Genomic DNA, 19,458 nt, shown 5'->3' on the forward strand with positions numbered 1-19,458 from the left:
TTACGGCCGGCGCCGCGTGCTGCCCGAGCGCGACACCGGCGAGCGGGCGGCGAGGTCAGGGCACGTCCACGGCGTCGGGCGGCCGGCTTTCAGCTGGCGGTCGGACGCCTGCGGTACAGGAGATCCCACACGCCGTGGCCGAGTTGGCGGCCGCGCCGCTCGAAGCGCGTCTCGATGCGCCAGGGCGGCCGCTCGGCATAGCGGCCGGGAGCCACCGCGTTGCGCCAGTCGGGGGCCTCCTCCAGCAATGCCAGCATGTGCTCGGCATAGGGCTGCCAGTCGGTGGCCAGGTGCAGCAGCGCGTCCGGCGCGGCGCGGCTGGCGAGCAGGGCGAGGAACGCCGGCTGCACGATGCGCCGCTTGTGGTGACGTTTCTTGGGCCAGGGGTCGGGAAACCACAGGCGGATCTCGGCGAGCGTGCCGGCAGGAATCTCCTGTTCGAGCACGTCCACCGCATCGTGTCTGTACAGCCGCACGTTGCGCGCCTCGCGTGCCGCCAGCGCGTTCATCAGCCGGCCCACGCCCGGACCGTGCACCTCGATGCCGAGATAGTCGCGATCCGGATCGTGCTCGCTTGCCCAGGCCAGCGCCTCGCCGTTGCCGAAGCCGATCTCCAGCACCAGCGGCGCGCGCCGGCCGAAATGGGCGGCAAAGTCCTGCGGCGTGCCGGTGTAGTCGATGCCGAAGCGTTGCCAGTGCAGGGCGAAGGCGCGTTCCTGCGCGCTCGTCATGCGGCCTTCGCGCAGCACGAAGCTGCGGATGCGGCGTTGGGGGGCGGACGAGGCGGAATCGGTCATGGCGAGGGTAACGTCATGCGAGGTTGGATACTTCTTCGCCGGCGGCCCGGTCGAAGAAGCGCAGGCGAGGGCGATGGATCACCGGTGCGCGCGGCACTGGCCGCCGTGCTTCGGCGGCGCGAAAGGCAAAGCCTGGCGCGTTTAGCCGATGGTGCCGTCGAGCGGGCTGGAGGCGCTGGCGTAGCGGCGGCGCGGGATGCGTCCGGCGCGGAAGGCGGCGCGCCCGGCCTCGACGGCGAGCTTCATCGCATGCGCCATCAGCACCGGATCCTTCGCGCCGGCGATGGCGGTGTTCATCAGCACGCCGTCGCAGCCGAGTTCCATCGCGATCGCGGCATCCGAGGCGGTGCCGACGCCGGCATCGACGATCACCGGCACCTTCGCGTTCTCGACGATCTCGAGCAGGTTGTACTTGTTCTGGATGCCGAGCCCCGAGCCGATCGGCGCGGCCAGCGGCATCACCGCCACGCAGCCGATGTCTTCCAGCCGGCGCGCGAGAATCGGGTCGTCCGAGGTGTAGACCATCACCTGGAAACCGTCGGCGACCAGTTGCTCGGCGGCTTTCAGTGTCTCGATCACGTCGGGAAACAGGGTTTTCTCGTCGCCCAGCACCTCCAGTTTGACCAGCGCGTGGCCGTCGAGCAGCTCGCGCGCGAGCCGGCAGGTGCGCACCGCGTCGACCGCGTTGTAGCAGCCGGCGGTGTTCGGCAGCAGGGTGAACTCATCGGGCGGCAGCGCGTCGAGCAGGCTGGGCGCGCCCGCGTCCTGGCCAATGTTCACGCGGCGGATCGCCACGGTGACGATCTCGGCGCCGGCGGCCAGGCTGGCGCGGCGGGTCTCGTCGAAGTCCTTGTATTTGCCGGTGCCGGTGAGCAGGCGCGAGCGGTAGGTTTTGCCGGCGATGACGAGTGGATCGGCGTGGGGCGCGGGTGTGTTCATGGCGGTTCTTGGGGCGCCGGTCCGGCCGGCGGGGAAGCGGTGAGAAGGCTCGTGCGGTCAACCGCCGCCGATGGCCTGCACGATCTCGACGCGGTCGTTCTCGGCCAGTGCGTGCTGGTCGTGCTGACTGCGCGGGACGATGGTCTGGTTGACCTCGACGGCCACCCGCCGACCGGCGAAACCGGCCCGTTTGAGCAGGCCGGCGACGGTGGTGCCAGCGGGCAGTTCCAGCGGTTTGCCGTTGAGAGTGATCAGCATGGGCACATTGTAGCCTCCGCCGCGGCAAAGGCCGGTGAGCGCGGTGCAAGAGGACGGCTCAATGCCGGTCGTCACGGTCGCCGGAGGGCGGCGGATGCGGATGCGGGTGTCCCGTCGTTTCGGCCGGGTGGCCGCCTTGGCGTGGCGCGGCGCGGGGCGCTTCGTGCGGCGTCGGGGCGATCTCGTGGGGCGCCGACAGCGGTCGCGCCGCGGGCTGCCAGGAACGTGGCGTGGGCACCGGCGCGTGCCGCTCAGGGATCGCCGGGCGAGGCTCGAGGACAGGCGCCGGACGGGATGGCGCATGGCGCCAGGCGTCCGCAGGTGGCCTGGGCGCGTCCTCGCGCCGGAAGCTCGGCGCGGACGGCAGCGAGACGGGCGCAGGCGCATCGTGCCCGTGCAGGCTCTCGGGGGCGGCCGTGCCCGGCGGCAGGGTGCTGAAGCGCGGCGGCTGCGGCAGACCATGCGGTTCCGGCGCGGCACCCGCCGCCGGCGCAGCCGGCGCTGTGGCGCCGCCCTGCGCTGACGGGTGATGGACGAAGTGCGCAGGCCAGGCATCGCGTCGCTCGGATGCGCCGCCCATTGCGGCCGGCGCCGGGCCTGGCGATAGCGGCGGACGGTGCCCGGTCGAAGGGCCCTCGGGCGGTCCGGGGTGACCCGCATCCGGCGTGTGTTCCGGCTGCGGACCGGGCCTTGGCGCCGTCCAGTCGCGGGGATGATCGGGCTGGGACGACTGGCCGGGCAGGCCCGGCCGCACGGGTTGCGCTCCGGGACCGCCGCTCGGATGTCCCGGCGCGCCTGCGGGAAATGGCTTGGGCGCAGGTTGCGGCATCGGTGCCCCCGACGGCCTGTCGAAGCGGTGGTGCATGACCACCGGACGCGCCGGGCTGTTTGGCGGTGCGCCGGCCTGCGCGGCGGTCGACGGCCATGGCTGCCGAGCGGGCGGCGGCAGTCGGGTCAGCACGCCGGCTTGCCGCAAGCGGCTGGGATCGAGCTCCAGCCGGTGGCGCTGGACGGGTTCGGTCGGTTGCCAGGCGCGGACGTCGATCGCGGTCAGCGCATGGGGCGCGCGCCAGTTCACATAGTGGTCGACCGGCGGCGCGGTGCCGGCGCGGTAATCGCGGTAATGCGCTTCGATGCGCTGTTCCCAGCGCGTCCGTTCCTCGGCGCGCCGCCAGCGCAGGTTGGTTTCATTGACGCGGTCGAAATAGCGGTGACTGGCGCGATACCAGGGGATATACACGTCACCCGGCCCGAGCGGCAGCCAGCCGACCGGTGCCACGCCGACCGCCACGCGGGTGTGGCGGTCACCGATGAAGGCGACCAGGGCCGGCGCATACACCGGGCGTACGCCGCGCGGGCCGGGAATCCAGCACCAGCCGCGCGGACGATGGATCCAGCGGCCATAGTGATACGGGGCAAAGCCCCAGGGCAGATCGTCCACCCAGGTCCAGCCCCACAAGCCCACGTAATCCCAGTGGCCGTAGCGGTAGGGCGCCCAGTCCACCGCCACGACGGCCGGATACCACACCGGGCCGTAGTCGACATCGTCCTGCCAGCTGCCGTAGGCGTCCAGGTCCGGGTAGCCGACTACCGTTTCATCGACGTACTGCGTGGATGTGGCGCGCACATAGCGGCGGTCGCGCTCGGCCGACCAATGCTCGAAGTCGTCTTCCTCCGCCGGGCGGTCCTCCACCGTCACGCGGTCCAGTGCGGTGTCTTCGAAACGGTAGTTGCGGCCGGCGAAGATGTCGCGCCGGGCGTCGTGTTCGCCGTACACGCTGGCACTGCCGGACAACACGCCGATCGTGGTCGTACCGCTGCCGCGGTCGACGTCCACCCGGAACACGCCGGGACGGTCGACCACCAGCGCCACGCGGGGCGTGTCGATCTCGTAGCTTTCGCCGGCGGCGACGTTGCGCACCGAAAGGATGGCCGTGCCTGCGCCGAGCTCGAACTGGGCGAGCTGGTCATCGAACGCGAGCAGGGCCAAGTCGGTGCGGCCGTCCAGTCGCAGCGCGGCATCGGGAAGCTCGAGTTCGACCCGCGCCGCGGGTGTCGTCGAGAGGCGCTCGCCGGCGGCGAGCGGGCGATTCAGGCCGGCGTCGATCCATGTCTGCGTGCCGGCCGGAAGCAGCGCCACGGCGCCGGAAAGATAGGCAAGGCGCACCGCCCGCGAGGGCGGATCGGCGTTGGCCTGATCGTCACGGGACTGCGCCGCCGCTACGCAGCAAAGCAGCCATAGCGCGGTACAGAGCCAGCCCCGCCAGCGTCCGAGCGATGGCATCGACCTTGGCATACCCGTGTCCTTCCGGCCCGTCGGGCCTCGCGATGCGGCAAGGCCGCCGATCCATTATGCGCATGGCCAATCGTCGCCGGCGGCCGGTGGCCGCACGCCGTTCAGCAGTCCTGCGGCTTGGCTCCCGGACTCCCCAAGGGGCGGGCGGCGCGTTACCATGGACCGTCGAGGCGGGTGTAGCTCAATGGTAGAGCTGTAGCTTCCCAAGCTACTGACGAGGGTTCGATTCCCTTCACCCGCTCCACTTCGACTTTCCAAGGCGTTCCAAGGACGTCCATGGGGTTTCGCAATTCATTGTCACGGTTCGGCTTTTCCAGAAAAGCCGTTCCAGTGACGTCCAGCGAAATCCACTGACAGCCGGTCAAAACCGGTACATCAAGTGGTACGTCGCCATGCGGAGCTTTCCGATTCCGCATTGTTGCTGGGGGGGGGCGGAGTGCCCGATGGGAAACATGGCACCCAACCTGCTTCAAGGAGTTGGGATCAGGCTTTCAGATCTCATGACGCGCAGGCCATCAAGCCGCCCCTTGCCACTGGCTTGTCCGGCATCCCGCGTGCCAATACTCAATCCTTGAAGCGCGTTGTGCCTGATGCACCCCTTTGCCGATGCCGGTATGCGTGCGGCCGGTAGCGGAATTTTTCGATGAAGATCGCCATCCTGTCGCGCAACAGCCAGCTTTATTCCACCCGACGGCTGGTCGAGGCGGCGCGTTCGCGCGGCCATGTGGTGCGTGTGCTCGATCCGTTGCGCTGCTACGTGCGCATCGCGCCGGGGAACATGGCGATCCATTACCGCGGCAAGCCGTTGCGTGATTTTTCCGCGGTGATCCCGCGCATCGGCACACAGAGCACGTTCTACGGTACCGCGGTGCTTCGCCAGCTCGAGATGATGGGCGTGTATACGCCCAACACGGCCGACGCGGTGCTGTGCGCGCGCGACAAACTACGCTGCCTGCAGGTGCTTGCCGCGCACGGCGTGCCGATGCCGATGACCGTGTTCGGCGACAATCCGGACGACACCGACGATCTGCTCGCCCTGCTCGGCGAGCCGCCGCACGTGATCAAGCTCAACGAGGGCAGCCAGGGCAATGGCGTGGTGCTGGCCGAGAAACGGGCTGCCTCGCAGAGCGTGATCGAGGCCTTCCGTGGCCTGTACGCCACCTTTCTGGTGCAGGAGTTCATCGCCGAGGCCAAGGGCAGCGACCTGCGCTGTTTCGTGGTCGGCGGCAAGGTGGTGGCGGCGATGCAGCGGGTGGCCAGCCCCGGGGACTTCCGCGCCAACCTGCATCGTGGCGGCAGCGCGGAAAAGGCGCGCCTGAGTGCCGGGGAGCGCGCCCTCGCCATTCAGGCGGCGAAGGTGGTCGGCCTGGGCATCGCCGGGGTGGACCTGCTGCGTTCGCGGCGCGGCCCGCTGTTGCTCGAAGTCAACGCCTCGCCCGGGCTCGAGGGCATCGAGGGCGCCACCGGCGTGGATGTCGCCGGCCAGATCGTGCGGCATCTGGAGCGTCATGCCCGCCGGGACTGAACGGCGCCCGTCGCCTCGACGTCGGGTTAACCGGTCTGTAACCGTCCTGCCCCTATAACGGCCGGCACTGGGATTTGCCGAGGGCTTCCTTGAGGTCTTGAGGATGTTTCGGGCAGGTTTTCGGTCATCGGGGCAGCCACTTGCGCTCGGGCAGGCGTAGCGTCGCCGGTCCGGGCGTTTCTTTTGCCGGTACCGCGCGATGCCGCCGGCATCCATCCACTTGTTAAGCTAGTGCGCCGGCAGGCGTCGGCAGTGAAGGAGTGCGTCATGCGCGTCCTGGTGATCGAAGACAACAGCGATATCGCGACCAACATCGGCGACTATCTCGAAGACCGTGGCCACGTGGTCGATTTCGCCGGCGATGGCGTCACCGGCCTGCACCTTGCCGTGGTCAACGATTTCGACGTCATCGTGCTCGACCTCACCCTGCCGGGGATGGACGGGCTGGAAGTGGCGAAGAAGCTGCGCCATGAGGCACACAAGCAGACGCCGATCCTGATGCTCACTGCGCGTGATGCGCTGGAGCAGAAACTGACCGGCTTCGAATCCGGCGCCGACGACTACATGACCAAGCCGTTCGCGCTGCAGGAGCTGGCCGCGCGGCTGGAAGTGCTGGCCCGGCGCGGCAAGGGCCCGCAGAGCCGGGTGCTCAAGGTCGGCGACCTCACCTACAACCTGGACACGCTCACCGTGAGCCGCGCCGGCAAGGCGATCCAGCTCAACCCGATCGGGCTCAAGCTGCTGCAGGCGCTGATGGAGGCGAGCCCGGCGGTGGTGACCCGCCAGGATCTGGAACAGCGCGTGTGGGGCGAGGAGCTGCCCGACAGCGATTCCCTGCGCGTGCACATCCACGGCCTGCGCGCGGCGATCGACAAGCCGTTCGACAAGCCACTGATCCATACCCGCCACGGCATCGGTTACCGCATGGTCGATCCGGATGCGGTCCAGACGTAAGCTGCGCTTTCGCCTGGTCGTCTCCTTCGCGCTGTTCGGTTTCGGACTGAGCGCGTTGTTCGCCGTGGCCTCGCTGGACATCCGTGCACGGGTGGAGGACCAGCTGGTCAACGCCAGCCTGCTCGACGACGCCAAATGGGCCAACCAGCAGGCCCGCGAGCATCCGAACGAACCGGGCGCGGGCTCGCGGCTGCTGACCGGCATCATCAAGAGCGAACGCACCCTCTACAAGGCGCCGCTGGCCTGGCAGAACCTGCCCAACGGCGTGCACGACATCTACGAGCCGGACGAAACCGGCAAGATGCATCACTACAAGCTCGCGGTGTGGCGCGAGAACGGCATCATCAGTTTCCTGCGCTACGACGTCTCGCGCGAGGAATTGGGCAAGCAGCAGCTCCTGATCAGCGTGATCGGCGCGGTGTTTCTGTTCGGCCTGCTTTCGCTAGCCATCGGCGTGTGGCTCTCGCGCAAGGTGCTCAAGCCCGTCACCGAGCTTGCCCAGCGCCTGCGCGAGTTCCGCCGCACCGGCAAGGTCGAACCACTGGCGCCGCATTTCGCCGACGACGAGGTCGGCGAGCTCGCCCAGGCGCTGGACGACTACGCCGCCCGGCTCACCGCCATGGTCGAGCGCGACCGCGAGTTCAACTCCGACGTCAGCCACGAGCTGCGCACGCCGCTGGCGGTGATCGCCAGCAGCACCGAGCTGTTGCAGGCCTCGCCCGATCTCACGCCCAAGCTCGCCGAACGGCTGAAGCGGATCGAGCGTGCCTCGCGTCAGGCCACCGAGCTGATCGAGGCGCTGCTCCTGCTTTCGCGCGCCGAGCGGCGTGGTCCGACCCGGGGCGAGACCACCGAGGTCGCCAAGGTCGCCGCCGACGTGATCGAGAGCCAGCGTCCGCAGATGCGCGACAAGCCGCTCGAAGTCGAGCTGGTGACGGAGGCGCCGCTCACTGTCAATGCGCCGGCTTCGGTGCTGTCGGTGGCGCTCACCAACCTCGTGGGCAACGCGATCAAGTACACCCTGGAAGGCACGGTGAGGGTGGTCATCGGTGCCGACCGCGTGGAGGTCATCGACACCGGCCCCGGCATCAAGCCCGAGGACGCCGAGCGGCTGTTCCAGCGTGGCGTGCGCGGCGAGGGCGCCGGCGGCAGCGGCGCCGGACTGGGGCTCGCGATCGTGCGCCGGCTGTGTGACCTCTACGGCTGGCAGGTGTCGATGCGTCCGCGCACCGACCGCAACGGGGCGATCGCCAGCCTGGTGTTCGGTTAGGGCTGGCCGCCCTTACGCACACCGTCCGCCGGCGTGCGGCGCGGGGTCGGTACTGGGCGCACTCAGCGCAGCCGCTCGAGCACCGCCATGGTCGGCCGCGCGCGGTTCAGCGTGTAAAAGTGCAGACCGGGCGCGCCGCCCTCCAGCAACTGCCGGCAAAGCTGCGCGACCAGCTCCGCGCCCAGTTCGCGGATCGCCTGGGCGTCGTCGCCGAGCGCCTGCATGCGCTTGGCGATCCAGCGCGGGATCTCGGCGCCGCAGCTGGCGGAGAAGCGGGTCAGCTGGCTGAAGTTGGCGATCGGCATGATGCCGGGCACGATCGGCACCGACACGCCCAGCCGACGCACGTCCGCGACGAAGCGGAAATAGGCATCAGGGTTGTAGAAATACTGCGTGATCGCGCCGTCCGCGCCGGCCGCGATCTTGGCCCTGAAGTGTTCGAGATCGACCAGCGCGTCGGCCGCCTGCGGGTGGGTCTCCGGATAGGCGGCCACCTCGATGCGGAAGTGGTCGCCGGTGCGCTCGCGCACGAAGCGCACCAGCTCGGCGGCATAGCGGAAGTCGCCCGGCGAGGCCATGCCCGAGGGCAGGTCGCCGCGCAGGGCGACCAGCCGGCGATAGCCGGCGGCGCGATAGTCATCGAGCAGCGCGGCGATCTCTTCGCGCGTGCCGCCCATGCAGGACAGATGAGGCGCCACTTCGAGCCCGTGCATGTGCTTGAGGTGGGCCAGCGTTTCGCGGGTGTAGTTCAGGGTGGAACCGCCGGCGCCGAAGGTGACCGAGACGTAGTCCGGACCGAAGGCCGCCAGCTTCGTCACGGTCTGGTCGAGCTGCTCGCGCTGCTGCGCGGTCTTGGGCGGAAAGAACTCGAAACTGAGCGAGGGCATGGCGGTCTCCACGAATGCGGCGATTGTATATCTCCTTTTCCGCATGGAGAGATAAACAAGCGCCGATGCGACCTCGGCGACCCGCTGCGACAAAATGCGCCGGCGCCGACCCCGGGGGCAAATTGACCATGGTCAAGCGCCGGCCGTGACCGGGTCTTCATACTCCCGCCGTCCCGTATGCGAGGAGACGGCGAGTGGAGATCTACAACGACAAGGTCGTACGGCAATTCACCGTCATGACCGTGGTGTGGGGTATCGTCGGCATGCTGGTCGGCGTGCTGATCGCGGCGCAGCTCTACTTTCCTGCGCTCAATTTCGACCTACCGTGGCTGAGCTACGGCCGCCTGCGACCGCTGCATACCAATGCGGTGATCTTCGCTTTCGGCGGTTCGGCGCTGTTCGCCACCAGCCTGTACACGGTGCAGCGCACCTGCCATGCACGGCTGATCTCGGACAAGCTGGCCTCGTTCGTGTTCTGGGGCTGGCAGCTGGTGATCGTGGCTGCGGCCATCACCTTGCCGCTGGGCTATACGCAGTCCAAGGAATACGCCGAGCTCGAGTGGCCGATCGATCTTCTGATCACCATCGTCTGGGTGGCCTACGCGGTGTTGTTCTTCGGCACCATCGTCAAGCGCAAGGTCAAGCACATCTACGTCGCCAACTGGTTCTATGGCGCGTACATCATCACCATCGCGCTGCTGCACATCGTCAACAACGTCTCCATTCCGGCCGGGCCTTTCAAGTCGTACTCGGCCTATTCGGGCACGGTCGACGCGATGGCGCAGTGGTGGTATGGCCACAACGCGGTCGGCTTCTTCCTGACCACCGCCTTCCTCGGCATGATGTACTACTTCGTGCCCAAGCAGGCCGGCCGGCCGATCTATTCCTACCGCCTCTCGATCGTGCACTTCTGGGCGCTGATCGCGGTGTACATGTGGGCCGGGCCGCACCATCTGCAGTACACCGCGCTGCCGGACTGGGCACAGTCGCTGGGCATGGTGTTCTCGCTGATCCTGCTGGCGCCCTCATGGGGCGGCGCGATCAACGGCATCCTCACCCTGTCGGGCGTCTGGTACAAGCTGCGCACCGATCCGATCCTGAAGTTCCTCATCGTCTCGCTCTCGTTCTACATGATGAGCACATTCGAGGGGCCGATGATGTCGATCAAGACGGTCAACTCGCTCAGCCACTACACCGACTGGACCATCGGTCACGTGCACTCGGGCGCCTTGGGCTGGGTGGCGATGATTTCGATCGGCTCGATCTATTCGATGCTGCCGCGCGTGCTCGGCCTCGAGAAGATGTATTCGACCAAGCTGGTCGACACGCACTTCTGGCTGCACACGATCGGGCTGGTGGTCTATATCGCCTCGATGTGGATCGCCGGCGTGATGCAGGGCCTGATGTGGCGTGCCACCGATCCGGAAAACGGCACCCTGGTCTATTCGTTCGTCGAGTCGCTCAACGCGACCAAGCCCTACTACCTGTTCCGTCTCGGCGGTGGCGTGATCGTGCTCTCCGGCATGTTGGTCATGGCCTGGAACGTGCTCAAGACCTTCCAGCAGGCGAAGGCGCCGGTCGCACATCCGGTCTTGCCGCCCGATGCCGCCGATGCCCGCGCCTAAAGGAATCGACATGAGCACTCAACCAAACCCCACTCACGTACACGACAAGATCGAGCGCAACATCGGTCTGATGATGATCCTGATCGCCGTCGCGGTGTCCTTCGGCGGTCTGGCCGAAATCGTCCCGCTGATGTTCCAGGCCGAGGCGATCAAACCGCTGCCGGGGATCAAGCCCTACTCCGCGCTGGAGTTGGCCGGCCGCGACGTCTACCAGCGCGAGGGCTGCTACAACTGCCACTCGCAGATGGTGCGCACGCTGCGTTTCGAGACCGAGCGCTATGGCCACTATTCGCTGGCGGGTGAATCGGTCTACGACCATCCGTTCCAGTGGGGCAGCAAGCGTACCGGTCCGGACCTTGCCCGTGTCGGCCTGCGCGGCTACTCGGACGACTGGCATCGCGCGCACCTCAACAATCCGCGCGACGTGGTGCCCGAGTCCAACATGCCCGCCTATCCGTGGCTGGCCAAGCACAAGCTCGATGGCGATGAAGTCGCCGCGCACATGCGGGCTTTGCGTCGCGTCGGTGTGCCTTACAGCGACGCCGACATCGCCGGCGCGCCGGCCGCGGTGGCCGGCAAGACGGAGCAGGATGCCGTCATCGCCTATCTGCAGGGGCTGGGCACCCATCTCACACCGGCCGATGACCAGGCCCGCGCCGGGGAGGATTGATCCCATGATGGCCGGTTTGATTACCGCTGCGCTGCTGCTGTTGTTCGTTGGCGGCAGCATCTGGTTGTGGCTGCCCAAGCACAGCCGCGCCCTTGATAACGCGGCCAGGCTGCCGCTGGACGATGACGAGGAGAAAATGCCATGAGTTGGGGCTGGACGTGGTTCGTAGTCGTCCTGACGGCGCTCAACATCGGCGGTTGCGTATGGCTGCTTATGGCCAACACCCGCCGCCGCGCCACCGATCCCAAGCCCGATGAAACCGGGCACGTGTGGGACGGCGATCTCACCGAATACAACAAGCCGCTGCCGCGCTGGTGGATCAACCTGTTCTATATCACCATCGTCTTCAGCATCGGCTATCTCATCTGGTACGGCATCGGGCGGTTTGCCGGTTATGGCCACTGGAGCTCGCAGGCTGAATGGGCGCAGGAAAAGGCCGCCGAGGATGCGCGGCTGGAAGACGCGCTCAAGCCCTATGCCGGCAAGCCGATCGACGAGCTTGCCAAGGATCCCAAGGCGGTAGCGCTTGGACGCACGATCTTCGCCAATAACTGTGCCGGTTGCCATGGCTCGACCGGCCACGGCGCGACGGGTTTCCCCAACCTGACCGACGACGTCTGGTACTGGGGCGGCACGCCGGACCGCATCCTGGAGACCATCCTCGACGGCCGCAATGCCGTGATGCCGCCCTGGGGTCAGGTGTTGCCGGCGCAGGGCGGGCCGACGGCCATCGACGACACGGTGGCCTACGTGCAGTCGCTTCCGCATCCTGATGCCGTGGCCGACAAGGCTGCCGTCGAGCGTGGGCAGAAACTCTTCGCCGCCAACTGCGTGGCCTGCCACGGGCCGGACGGCAAGGGCAACCCGCTGCTCGGTGCGCACGATCTCACCCAGCCCAGGGCCTGGCTGTACGGCGCCAGCAAGGCGGCGCTCACCAAGACCATCACCGAAGGCCGCAACGGCGTCATGCCGGCGTGGCGCCCGGTGCTTGGCGAGACCCGTGTACGCTTGGTCGGCGCCTATGTGTGGACCTTGTCCCCGCATCCCGATCAGACCAGCAAGACGACGCCATGACCTTGCGTGATATCGATCCTTCCAAACCACCGCCGCCCGCCGTGAGGCGGGCTGGCGCCATCTTGTGGCCGAGCTTCTTCTCCGCCGGTGTGGCGACCATGGTGTTCTTCGCCTATGTCGACCCGCTGGCCCTGCAGAGCATCACCTTTCCCAGCTGGCACTTGAGTCGCGAGCAGGGCTACTCGCTGGGCTTCTTCCTCGCTTGGCTGGCGACGGCCTCCTCGAGCCTATTCACCTGGATCCTGCTGCGACCGCGCAAGGCGGTGCGCCGCATGACCAAAGCATCGATCAAGCAGTAAAACATCATGAGCGGTCAGATTCCCCTGCGCCTCGTCGAAGACGAAGGCGGTTCCTATTACGTCAGCGAGCGCAAGGTCTATCCGCGCGACGTTTCCGGTACTTTCACCCGCCTGCGGATCGCCGCGGTGATCTGGCTGCTCGGCATGTTCTACGTGTTTCCGTGGCTGCGCTGGGACGGCCGCCAGGCGGTGCTGCTCGACCTGCCGGCGCGCCAGTTCCACATCTTCGGACTCCTGTTCCTGCCGCAGGACTTCCTGTTCCTGGCGATGCTGTTGATCATCGCCGCGCTGGCGCTGTTTTTCTTCACCGCGCTCGCCGGCCGACTGTGGTGCGGCTATGCCTGCCCGCAGACGGTGTGGACCGAGGTCTCGCTGTGGATCGAGCGCCTCTGCGAGGGGGACCGCAACAAGCGCATGAAGCTCGACGCCGGCCCGTGGAATCGCGAGAAGGTCCTGCGCAAGGGTTCGAGCTGGCTGTTGTGGGCGCTGTTCTCGCTGTGGACCGGCTTCACCTTCGTCGGCTTCTTCAGCCCGATCACCGATCTGGCCCGGCGCGCACCGTTCGGCTGGGGCGGCTGGGAGACCTTCTGGGTGCTGTTCTACGGCTTTGCCACCTGGGGCAATGCCGGTTTCCTGCGCCAGCAGGTGTGCAAGTACATGTGCCCCTACGCGCGCTTCCAGAGCGCGATGTTCGACCGCAACACGCTAATCATCGCCTACGACGCCATGCGCGGCGAACCGCGCGGACCGCGCAAGCGCGGCCTGCCCAGTGTGCTCGAACGCGCCCGTGGCCTGCTCGATCCATTCACCGCGTACGACTACGCCTTCCGCGCCAGTCTGCATCCCTCGGCGGCCGACCAGCGCGCCCAGGCCGGCGGCACCATCGCACTGATCCGCCCAGGCGAGAAAGTCGAACCCCTGCCGGTCTTCAAGCCGGAAGAACTGGGTGACTGCATCGACTGCACGATCTGCGTGCAGGTCTGTCCGACCGGCATCGACATCCGCAACGGTCTGCAATACGAGTGCATCGCCTGCGGCGCCTGTATCGACGCCTGCAACGAGGTGATGGACAAGATGAACTATCCGCGCGGGCTGATCCGCTATGCCACGCAGAACAGCATCGACGGCAAGCCCTCGCGCATCCTGCGGCCGCGCATCGTGGTCTACGGGCTGCTGCTGCTCGCGCTGATGACCGGCTGGGTCTACGGTGTCACGCATCGCAGCCCGTTGATCGCCGAGGCCATCCGCGACCGCAATGCGATGTACAGCATCGCCGAGGACGGTCGCGTCGAGAACTCCTACACCATCAAGCTGGTCAACAAGGACACCCGGCCGCACCGCTTCGTGATCGACGTCAGCACGCAGGATTTGCCCGGCGCCGTGCTGCGCGACGGTTCCAAGACCGTACAGGCCGCCAGCGGGCAGGTGGTGGCGGTGCCGGTTACCGTCAGCGCTTCCTCCGAGATCACCGGGCGCCACGACGTGCATTTCCGCATCCGCGGCGTGGACGTTGACGCGGAGCGCACCATCGACAGCAGCTTCTTTGGACCGAATCTATGAACGCACACGTGCATCGCAGCGCCTGGCGCGAACCGATGGTCTGGATGCTGGTAGGGCTGCCGCTGGCGGCGGTGGTGATCGGTTTCGGCTTGCTGTACGCCGCCGTGCGTCCTGGATCGCAGGACCTCGAATCGCCCGATCAGGTGAAGCACTGGGCCGGCATGCCGATCGCCCCGCAGCAGCTCACCCCGAAAGGACCGCTGGCGCAGGAGCTGATCGTGCGCAACAAGCCCGGCATGATCGAAGTGGTGCCGACCGATCCCCGTTTCCCGCGCGGCGGCAAGCTCACCCTGACCTTGACCGCCGATGCCGGGCCATCGCGCGTCTATCACCTGACGCCGAGCGAGCTGGGCTGGCATGGACCCGGCGAGGTGACGGAAAACCAGCCCTGGCACCTGCAGCTGAGCTCGGACAGCGCCACCTGGCATCTGCATGGGCAATGGTTGCCGCAGGCGCGCTTTGCCCGCCTGACCCCTTGAGCCACGAACGCGGCTTGTGGACCAGCGCGCCGTCATCGCCTGTTATCACTGCGGCGAACCGCTGACCGGCACGCCGGTGTGGCTGGAACTGGATGGTGGGCTGCAGGGCTTCTGCTGCCATGGTTGCGCCACCGCCGCGCAGTGGATCCGGCAAGCCGATCTCGGTGATTACTACCGGCTGCGCAGCGCCGCCGGTGCGCGGGTCGAGGCCGAGGCGGCCGATCTCGAAGCGTGGGATCGCCCCGACGTGATCGAAGGCCACGCCGTGCCGGTGGCCGGCGGTCTGGAGATCACCGTGCTCACCGACGGCATGCGCTGCGCCGCCTGCGCGTGGCTGATCAACCGCGCGCTGGAACGTGAGCCGGGCGTGTTCGACTGCAGCGCCAACGCGGTCACCGGACGCATCCGCATCGGCTGGGATCCGGCCCGCACGCGGCTTTCGCAGGTGCTCGGCCGCCTGGCGATGCTGGGCTACCGGCCGTATCTCGCGGCCGGCGCGATGGCCGAGCGCGAGCGCGTCGCCGACCGCCGGCGCTGGCTGCTGCGCCTGGGCGTGGCCGGGCTCGGCGCGATGCAGACCATGATGCTGTCCGAGGCGCTGTACCTGGATTTCGGCCATCACATGGCGCCGGCCACGCGCGACTTCTTCCGCTGGATCACGCTGCTGGTGTGCGCGCCGGTGGTGTTCTACTCGGGCTGGCCGTTCCTGGTCGGCTGCTGGCGCGAGCTGCGCCGGCGGCATCTGGGCATGGACACGCTGGTGGCGGTGTCCACGCTGCTGGCCTACTTCGCCAGCGTGGTCGAGACGCTGCGCCACGGCCCGGACGTGTGGTTCGACGCCGCCGCGATGTTCGTGTTCCTGCTGCTCGGCGCGCGCATGCTCGAACAGCGTGCGCGGCGCATCGCCAGCGCGCAGGTGGACACGCTGGCGCGCGCGCGGCCGGTGCTGGCGGTACGCGAACGCGACGACGGCACGCGCGAATCGGTGCCGCTCGCCGCGTTGAAGGTCGGCGACGTCGCCTGGGTGGCGGCCGGCGAGACGGTGCCGGCCGATGGCGAATTGCTCGACGCGCACGGCGCGTTCGAGGAATCGCTGCTCACCGGCGAATCGCATCCGGTGAGCAAGACGCGCGGCGCCGCGGTGTTCGCCGGCACCATCTGTCGCGAGCAGCCCGTGCGCTTGCGCATCACCGGCACCGGGGCAGCCACGCGGCTGTCGCAACTCACCCGGCTGGTCGAACAGGCGCAGGCGCATCGGCCGCCGCTGGCGCGCTGGGCCGATCGCATCGGCAGCGTATTCGTGTTCGCGATGCTGATCGTCGCATCGCTCGTGTATCTGTACTGGCACCGGCACGATCCGTCGCGCGCGTTCGAGATCGCGCTGTCGGTGCTGGTGATCAGCTGCCCGTGCGCGCTGTCGCTGGCGGTGCCCGCAGCGCTCGCCGCCGCGCACGGCGCGCTGGCGCGGCTCGGCGTGCTGTCGGTGCGCGCCGAAGGCCTGGACGCGCTCGCCCGCGCCGACGCCGTGGTGTTCGACAAGACCGGCACGCTGACGCGCATCGATGCGCGCGTGCAGGTGGCGCAGACCTGCGACGGCTTCGACGCCGGCGAGGCGCTGGCGATCGCCGCCGCGCTGGAACGCGACAGCCGCCATCCGATCGCGGCGGCGTTTGCCGGCATCGCTATCGCGGACATGGCACGCGACGTGCGCGCCGTGCCCGGGCAGGGGCTCGAGGGCGATGTCGCCGGCAGGCATTGGCGGCTGGGGCGCGCCTCCTTCGCCGCCGCGCGCGACGACGATGGCCGCCTGTGGCTGGGCGACGGTCGGCGCGCGTTCGCCTGTTTCCGGCTGCAGGAAAACCTGCGCCCGGAGGCCGCGGACACCGTGCGAGCCTTGAGCGGGCTCGGCCTGGACATCCATCTGGCCAGTGGCGACGCCAGTCAGACGGTGTTGCCGCTCGCGCAAGGGCTCGGCATCGGCGAGGCGCATGCGCGGCAATCCTCCGAGGACAAGCTCGCGCTGGTGCGGCGCCTGCAACAACAGGGGCGCGTGGTGGCAATGGTTGGCGATGGCCTGAACGATGCGCCGGTGCTGGCCGGCGCGGACGTCTCGATCGCGCTCGGCGAAGGCGCGGCGCTCGCCCAGCGCGCGGCCGACATGGTGCTCACCGCGCCGTCGCTGGAACGCATCCCGGCCGCGATCCGGCTGGCGCGGCGCACGCGGCGGATCATCCGCGAAAACTTCGCCTGGGCGATCGGCTACAACCTGCTCGCGCTGCCGCTGGCCGCTGCCGGCCGGGTCACGCCGGCGCTCGCCGCGCTCGGCATGGCGGCTTCCTCGCTGATCGTCACCGCCAACGCGCTGCGGCTTTTGCGCCTGCGCACGGAGAAGCCATGACCATCCTGCTGGTGCTGATCCCGCTCAGCCTGGTGCTGCTGATCGTGGCCATCGGCGCGTTCGTGTGGGCGGTGCGCAAGGGTCAGTTCGACGATCTCGACACGCCCGCGCTCGACGTGCTGCACGACGACGAGCCGCCGTCGCGCGTCCGTCGCCATGAGGATCGCGACGACCATGCCGATTGACAGCCTGGCCCTGGTCGCCGCGCTGCTCACGGGCCTGCTCGGCGGCGTGCATTGCGCGGCGATGTGCGGCGGCATCGCCACCAGTTTCTCCTTGCGCGCGCAGACCGGCTGGCGCGGCGCCGCAGAACTCAACCTGGGGCGCGTCGCCGGCTACACCTTGGCCGGCGCGCTGGTCGGCGGCTTCGGCGCCGGTCTGCTCGGCTGGTTCGAGCACGGCTGGTTCGCCGCCGCGTTGCGCGTGGGCGTGGGTGTGGTGCTGGTCCTGGTCGCGCTGCGGCTGCTCGACCGTCAAGGCCGGCTGGCCTTTCTCGCCAAACCCGGCGCAAGGCTGTGGCGTCTCTTGCAACCCTTGCAGCGCCGGTTGCTGCCGGCGAACACCGTGCCGCGAAGATTGCTCGCCGGCATGCTGTGGGGCTGGCTGCCGTGCGGACTCAGCACCACCGTGCTCACCGTGGCGCTGCTGCAGGCGAGCGCGCGGGACGGCGCGCTGGTGATGGCTGCGTTCGGGCTCGGCACTTTGCCGGTGATGCTGCCGTTGACCTGGTCGGGCGCGCGGGTCGGACGCTGGCTGCAACGCCCTGTGCCGCGGCGCGCCGCCGCGCTGTTCGTGCTGGTCGCCGGCGCGCTCAGCATCGCCTCGCCGTGGCTGATGCAGGTGCCGGCGCTGCATGGCGTGCTCGGCGCGCTGGGCTGCGGCCCGCGCCTGCGCGGCTGACGGGCGCCCTGCAAAAAACCTTACGCATCGACCGGATGCGAACGAGGGCGCCACGCGGCGCCCTCGTTCGCTGGGACGGTGCCGGAAGTGCGAGGCTCAGTAGCGGTAATGCTCCGGCTTGTACGGGCCGTCCACCGGCACGCCGAGATAGGCGGCCTGCTCGGGAGTGAGCTGGGTGAGCTTGACGCCGATCTTCTCCAGATGCAGGCGGGCGACCTCCTCGTCGAGCTTCTTGGGCAGGATGTAGACCTTGGGTTCGTAGCGGTCGCGGTTCTGCCACAGGTCGATCTGCGCCAGCGTCTGGTTGGAGAAGCTGTTGGACATCACGAAGCTGGGATGGCCGGTGGCGCAGCCCAGGTTCACCAGCCGGCCTTCGGCCAGCAGGAAGATTGCATGGCCGTCCGCGAAGGTGTACTTGTCCACCTGCGGCTTGATGTTGGTCTTCACCGCGCCGCTGGCGTTCAGGCGGTCGACCTGGATCTCGTTGTCGAAGTGGCCGATGTTGCAGACGATGGCCTGGTCCTTCATCGCCTGCATGTGTTCGAGGCGGATGATGTCGCGGTTGCCGGTGGTGGTGACGTAGATGTCGGCGATGCCGAGCGTGTCCTCGACGGTCTTGACCTCGTAGCCTTCCATCGCCGCCTGCAGCGCGCAGATCGGGTCGATCTCGGTGACGATGACGCGGCAGCCGTAGGCGCGCAGGCTGGCCGCGCAACCCTTGCCGACGTCGCCGTAGCCGCACACCACGGCAACCTTGCCGGCCAGCATCACGTCCATCGCGCGCTTGAGGCCGTCGGCCAGCGACTCGCGGCAGCCGTAGAGGTTGTCGAACTTGGACTTGGTCACCGAGTCGTTGACGTTGATCGCCGGCACCAGCAGCTTGCCGGCCTCGGCCAGTTGGTAGAGCCGGTGCACGCCGGTGGTGGTTTCCTCGGAGACGCCCTTCCACTCGGCGACGACGCGATGCCAGAAGCCGGGGCGTTCCTTGTGCACGCGCTTCAAGAGGTTCTTGATCACCTGCTCCTCGTGGCTGGACGAGGGCGCGTCCACCCAGCCATCGCCGTTCTCCAGTTCATAACCCTTGTGGATCAAGAGGGTGACGTCGCCGCCGTCGTCGACCACCAGCTGCGGCCCCTTGCCGTCGGGGAAGGTGAGCGCATCGAGCGTGCAGTCCCAGTATTCCTCCAGCGTCTCGCCCTTCCAGGCGAACACCGGCGTGCCGGCGGCGGCGATCGCGGCGGCGGCGTGGTCCTGGGTCGAGAAGATGTTGCAGGACGCCCAGCGCACGTCGGCACCGAGATCCTTCAGCGTCTCGATCAGCACCGCGGTCTGGATGGTCATGTGCAGCGAGCCGGTGACGCGCACGCCGGCAAGCGGCTTGGCCGGCGCGTATTTCCGGCGGATCGCCATCAGCCCCGGCATCTCGTGCTCGGCGATGTCGATTTCCTTGCGGCCCCAGTCGGCCAGGCCAAGGTCGCGGATCTTGTAATCGTGGGACGGCGTGTTCTGCATGGCGGCGTTCATGGC

Annotated in this window: 19 protein-coding genes and 1 tRNA gene; 14 read left to right on the plus strand and 6 right to left on the minus strand. The window is 68.2% G+C overall.

Annotation, left to right across the window (positions count from 1 at the left end):
• Positions 1-89 precede the first annotated feature (89 nt).
• The 4 genes from trmB to ALSL_RS03285 form a co-directional block, all read right to left on the minus strand.
• Positions 90-797, minus strand: coding sequence for a tRNA (guanosine(46)-N7)-methyltransferase TrmB (gene trmB, locus ALSL_RS03270; RefSeq protein ID WP_126536386.1), 708 nt, complete (start codon positions 795-797; stop codon positions 90-92).
• A 141-nt stretch (positions 798-938) separates the two neighbouring features.
• Positions 939-1,736, minus strand: coding sequence for a thiazole synthase (locus ALSL_RS03275; RefSeq protein WP_126536388.1), 798 nt, complete (start codon positions 1,734-1,736; stop codon positions 939-941).
• A gap of 57 nt (positions 1,737-1,793) precedes the next feature.
• A complete protein-coding gene (thiS, locus tag ALSL_RS03280) occupies positions 1,794-1,994 on the minus strand; it encodes a sulfur carrier protein ThiS (protein WP_126536390.1) in 201 nt (66 codons plus the stop codon).
• Between the two features lie 58 nt (positions 1,995-2,052).
• A complete protein-coding gene (locus ALSL_RS03285) occupies positions 2,053-4,290 on the minus strand; it encodes a DUF6600 domain-containing protein (protein ID WP_126536392.1) in 2,238 nt (745 codons plus the stop codon).
• Positions 4,291-4,460: 170 nt separating this feature from the next.
• Here ALSL_RS03285 and ALSL_RS03290 point away from each other — a divergent pair.
• The 4 genes from ALSL_RS03290 to ALSL_RS03305 all read left to right on the plus strand — a co-directional run bounded on the left by ALSL_RS03290 (position 4,461) and on the right by ALSL_RS03305 (position 8,039).
• A tRNA-Gly gene (locus ALSL_RS03290) sits at positions 4,461-4,534 on the plus strand.
• Positions 4,535-4,933: 399 nt separating this feature from the next.
• Positions 4,934-5,815, plus strand: coding sequence for a 30S ribosomal protein S6--L-glutamate ligase (rimK, locus tag ALSL_RS03295; RefSeq protein ID WP_126536394.1), 882 nt, complete (start codon positions 4,934-4,936; stop codon positions 5,813-5,815).
• Positions 5,816-6,082: 267 nt separating this feature from the next.
• Positions 6,083-6,769 carry a response regulator transcription factor gene (locus ALSL_RS03300; RefSeq protein ID WP_126536396.1) on the plus strand — a complete coding sequence of 229 codons (687 nt, stop codon included), beginning with the start codon at positions 6,083-6,085 and terminating at the stop codon, positions 6,767-6,769.
• Positions 6,753-8,039: a sensor histidine kinase gene (locus ALSL_RS03305; RefSeq protein ID WP_126536398.1), complete on the plus strand. Its 1,287-nt coding sequence runs from the start codon at positions 6,753-6,755 to the stop codon at positions 8,037-8,039. The genes ALSL_RS03300 and ALSL_RS03305 overlap by 17 nt, the downstream gene beginning before the upstream one ends.
• A 62-nt stretch (positions 8,040-8,101) precedes the next feature.
• Here ALSL_RS03305 and metF read toward each other — a convergent pair whose 3' ends face one another.
• Complete coding sequence (metF, locus tag ALSL_RS03310; protein WP_126536400.1) at positions 8,102-8,926, minus strand: methylenetetrahydrofolate reductase [NAD(P)H]; 825 nt, start codon at positions 8,924-8,926, stop codon at positions 8,102-8,104.
• Positions 8,927-9,120: 194 nt separating this feature from the next.
• Here metF and ccoN point away from each other — a divergent pair, with 194 nt between their 5' ends.
• The 10 genes from ccoN to ALSL_RS03360 are packed head-to-tail and all read left to right on the plus strand — an operon-like array spanning position 9,121 to position 17,931.
• Positions 9,121-10,551, plus strand: a complete 1,431-nt coding sequence (gene ccoN, locus ALSL_RS03315; RefSeq protein WP_126536402.1) for a cytochrome-c oxidase, cbb3-type subunit I — start codon at positions 9,121-9,123, stop codon at positions 10,549-10,551.
• A gap of 10 nt (positions 10,552-10,561) precedes the next feature.
• Entirely contained in the window at positions 10,562-11,221 is a 660-nt protein-coding gene (gene ccoO, locus ALSL_RS03320; protein WP_126536404.1) for a cytochrome-c oxidase, cbb3-type subunit II, read from the plus strand.
• Positions 11,222-11,225: 4 nt separating this feature from the next.
• Positions 11,226-11,366, plus strand: coding sequence for a cbb3-type cytochrome oxidase subunit 3 (locus ALSL_RS03325; RefSeq protein WP_126536406.1), 141 nt, complete (start codon positions 11,226-11,228; stop codon positions 11,364-11,366).
• Complete coding sequence (gene ccoP, locus ALSL_RS03330; protein WP_126536408.1) at positions 11,363-12,295, plus strand: cytochrome-c oxidase, cbb3-type subunit III; 933 nt, start codon at positions 11,363-11,365, stop codon at positions 12,293-12,295. Before ALSL_RS03325 ends, ccoP begins: the two co-directional genes overlap by 4 nt.
• Positions 12,292-12,594, plus strand: coding sequence for a hypothetical protein (locus tag ALSL_RS03335; protein ID WP_126536410.1), 303 nt, complete (start codon positions 12,292-12,294; stop codon positions 12,592-12,594). Before ccoP ends, ALSL_RS03335 begins: the two co-directional genes overlap by 4 nt.
• Positions 12,595-12,600: 6 nt before the next feature.
• Positions 12,601-14,154 (plus strand): 4Fe-4S dicluster domain-containing protein, encoded by a 1,554-nt coding sequence (locus ALSL_RS03340; protein ID WP_126536412.1) that lies wholly within the window; start codon positions 12,601-12,603, stop codon positions 14,152-14,154.
• Complete coding sequence (locus ALSL_RS03345; protein WP_126536414.1) at positions 14,151-14,633, plus strand: hypothetical protein; 483 nt, start codon at positions 14,151-14,153, stop codon at positions 14,631-14,633. Before ALSL_RS03340 ends, ALSL_RS03345 begins: the two co-directional genes overlap by 4 nt.
• 16 nt (positions 14,634-14,649) lie before the next feature.
• Positions 14,650-17,031, plus strand: coding sequence for a heavy metal translocating P-type ATPase (locus ALSL_RS03350; RefSeq protein WP_126536416.1), 2,382 nt, complete (start codon positions 14,650-14,652; stop codon positions 17,029-17,031).
• Complete coding sequence (gene ccoS, locus ALSL_RS03355; RefSeq protein WP_126536418.1) at positions 17,028-17,216, plus strand: cbb3-type cytochrome oxidase assembly protein CcoS; 189 nt, start codon at positions 17,028-17,030, stop codon at positions 17,214-17,216. Before ALSL_RS03350 ends, ccoS begins: the two co-directional genes overlap by 4 nt.
• Positions 17,206-17,931, plus strand: coding sequence for a sulfite exporter TauE/SafE family protein (locus ALSL_RS03360; RefSeq protein WP_126536420.1), 726 nt, complete (start codon positions 17,206-17,208; stop codon positions 17,929-17,931). The genes ccoS and ALSL_RS03360 overlap by 11 nt, the downstream gene beginning before the upstream one ends.
• A gap of 96 nt (positions 17,932-18,027) precedes the next feature.
• Here the strand turns inward: ALSL_RS03360 and ahcY are convergent, their stop codons facing one another.
• A complete protein-coding gene (ahcY, locus tag ALSL_RS03365; protein ID WP_126536421.1) occupies positions 18,028-19,455 on the minus strand; it encodes an adenosylhomocysteinase in 1,428 nt (475 codons plus the stop codon).
• Positions 19,456-19,458: the final 3 nt, after the last annotated feature.

It is taken from the genome of Aerosticca soli (assembly GCF_003967035.1).
GTDB lineage: Bacteria > Pseudomonadota > Gammaproteobacteria > Xanthomonadales > Rhodanobacteraceae > Aerosticca > Aerosticca soli.

What these genes read in the sequence shown, in the direction of transcription:
- ALSL_RS03300 (WP_126536396.1), top strand. Translation starts at nt 6,083, where the DNA reads ATGCGCGTCCTGGTGATCGAAGACAACAGCGATATCGCGACCAACATC.
- rimK (WP_126536394.1), top strand. Translation starts at nt 4,934, where the DNA reads ATGAAGATCGCCATCCTGTCGCGCAACAGCCAGCTTTATTCCACCCGA.
- ALSL_RS03340 (WP_126536412.1), top strand. Translation starts at nt 12,601, where the DNA reads ATGAGCGGTCAGATTCCCCTGCGCCTCGTCGAAGACGAAGGCGGTTCC.
- ccoS (WP_126536418.1), top strand. Translation starts at nt 17,028, where the DNA reads ATGACCATCCTGCTGGTGCTGATCCCGCTCAGCCTGGTGCTGCTGATC.
- ALSL_RS03325 (WP_126536406.1), top strand. Translation starts at nt 11,226, where the DNA reads ATGATGGCCGGTTTGATTACCGCTGCGCTGCTGCTGTTGTTCGTTGGC.
- trmB (WP_126536386.1), bottom strand. Translation starts at nt 797, where the DNA reads ATGACCGATTCCGCCTCGTCCGCCCCCCAACGCCGCATCCGCAGCTTC.
- ahcY (WP_126536421.1), bottom strand. Translation starts at nt 19,455, where the DNA reads ATGAACGCCGCCATGCAGAACACGCCGTCCCACGATTACAAGATCCGC.
- metF (WP_126536400.1), bottom strand. Translation starts at nt 8,926, where the DNA reads ATGCCCTCGCTCAGTTTCGAGTTCTTTCCGCCCAAGACCGCGCAGCAG.
- ALSL_RS03360 (WP_126536420.1), top strand. Translation starts at nt 17,206, where the DNA reads ATGCCGATTGACAGCCTGGCCCTGGTCGCCGCGCTGCTCACGGGCCTG.
- ccoO (WP_126536404.1), top strand. Translation starts at nt 10,562, where the DNA reads ATGAGCACTCAACCAAACCCCACTCACGTACACGACAAGATCGAGCGC.
- thiS (WP_126536390.1), bottom strand. Translation starts at nt 1,994, where the DNA reads ATGCTGATCACTCTCAACGGCAAACCGCTGGAACTGCCCGCTGGCACC.
- ALSL_RS03305 (WP_126536398.1), top strand. Translation starts at nt 6,753, where the DNA reads ATGCGGTCCAGACGTAAGCTGCGCTTTCGCCTGGTCGTCTCCTTCGCG.
- ALSL_RS03345 (WP_126536414.1), top strand. Translation starts at nt 14,151, where the DNA reads ATGAACGCACACGTGCATCGCAGCGCCTGGCGCGAACCGATGGTCTGG.
- ccoP (WP_126536408.1), top strand. Translation starts at nt 11,363, where the DNA reads ATGAGTTGGGGCTGGACGTGGTTCGTAGTCGTCCTGACGGCGCTCAAC.
- ALSL_RS03335 (WP_126536410.1), top strand. Translation starts at nt 12,292, where the DNA reads ATGACCTTGCGTGATATCGATCCTTCCAAACCACCGCCGCCCGCCGTG.
- ALSL_RS03275 (WP_126536388.1), bottom strand. Translation starts at nt 1,736, where the DNA reads ATGAACACACCCGCGCCCCACGCCGATCCACTCGTCATCGCCGGCAAA.
- ALSL_RS03285 (WP_126536392.1), bottom strand. Translation starts at nt 4,290, where the DNA reads ATGCCAAGGTCGATGCCATCGCTCGGACGCTGGCGGGGCTGGCTCTGT.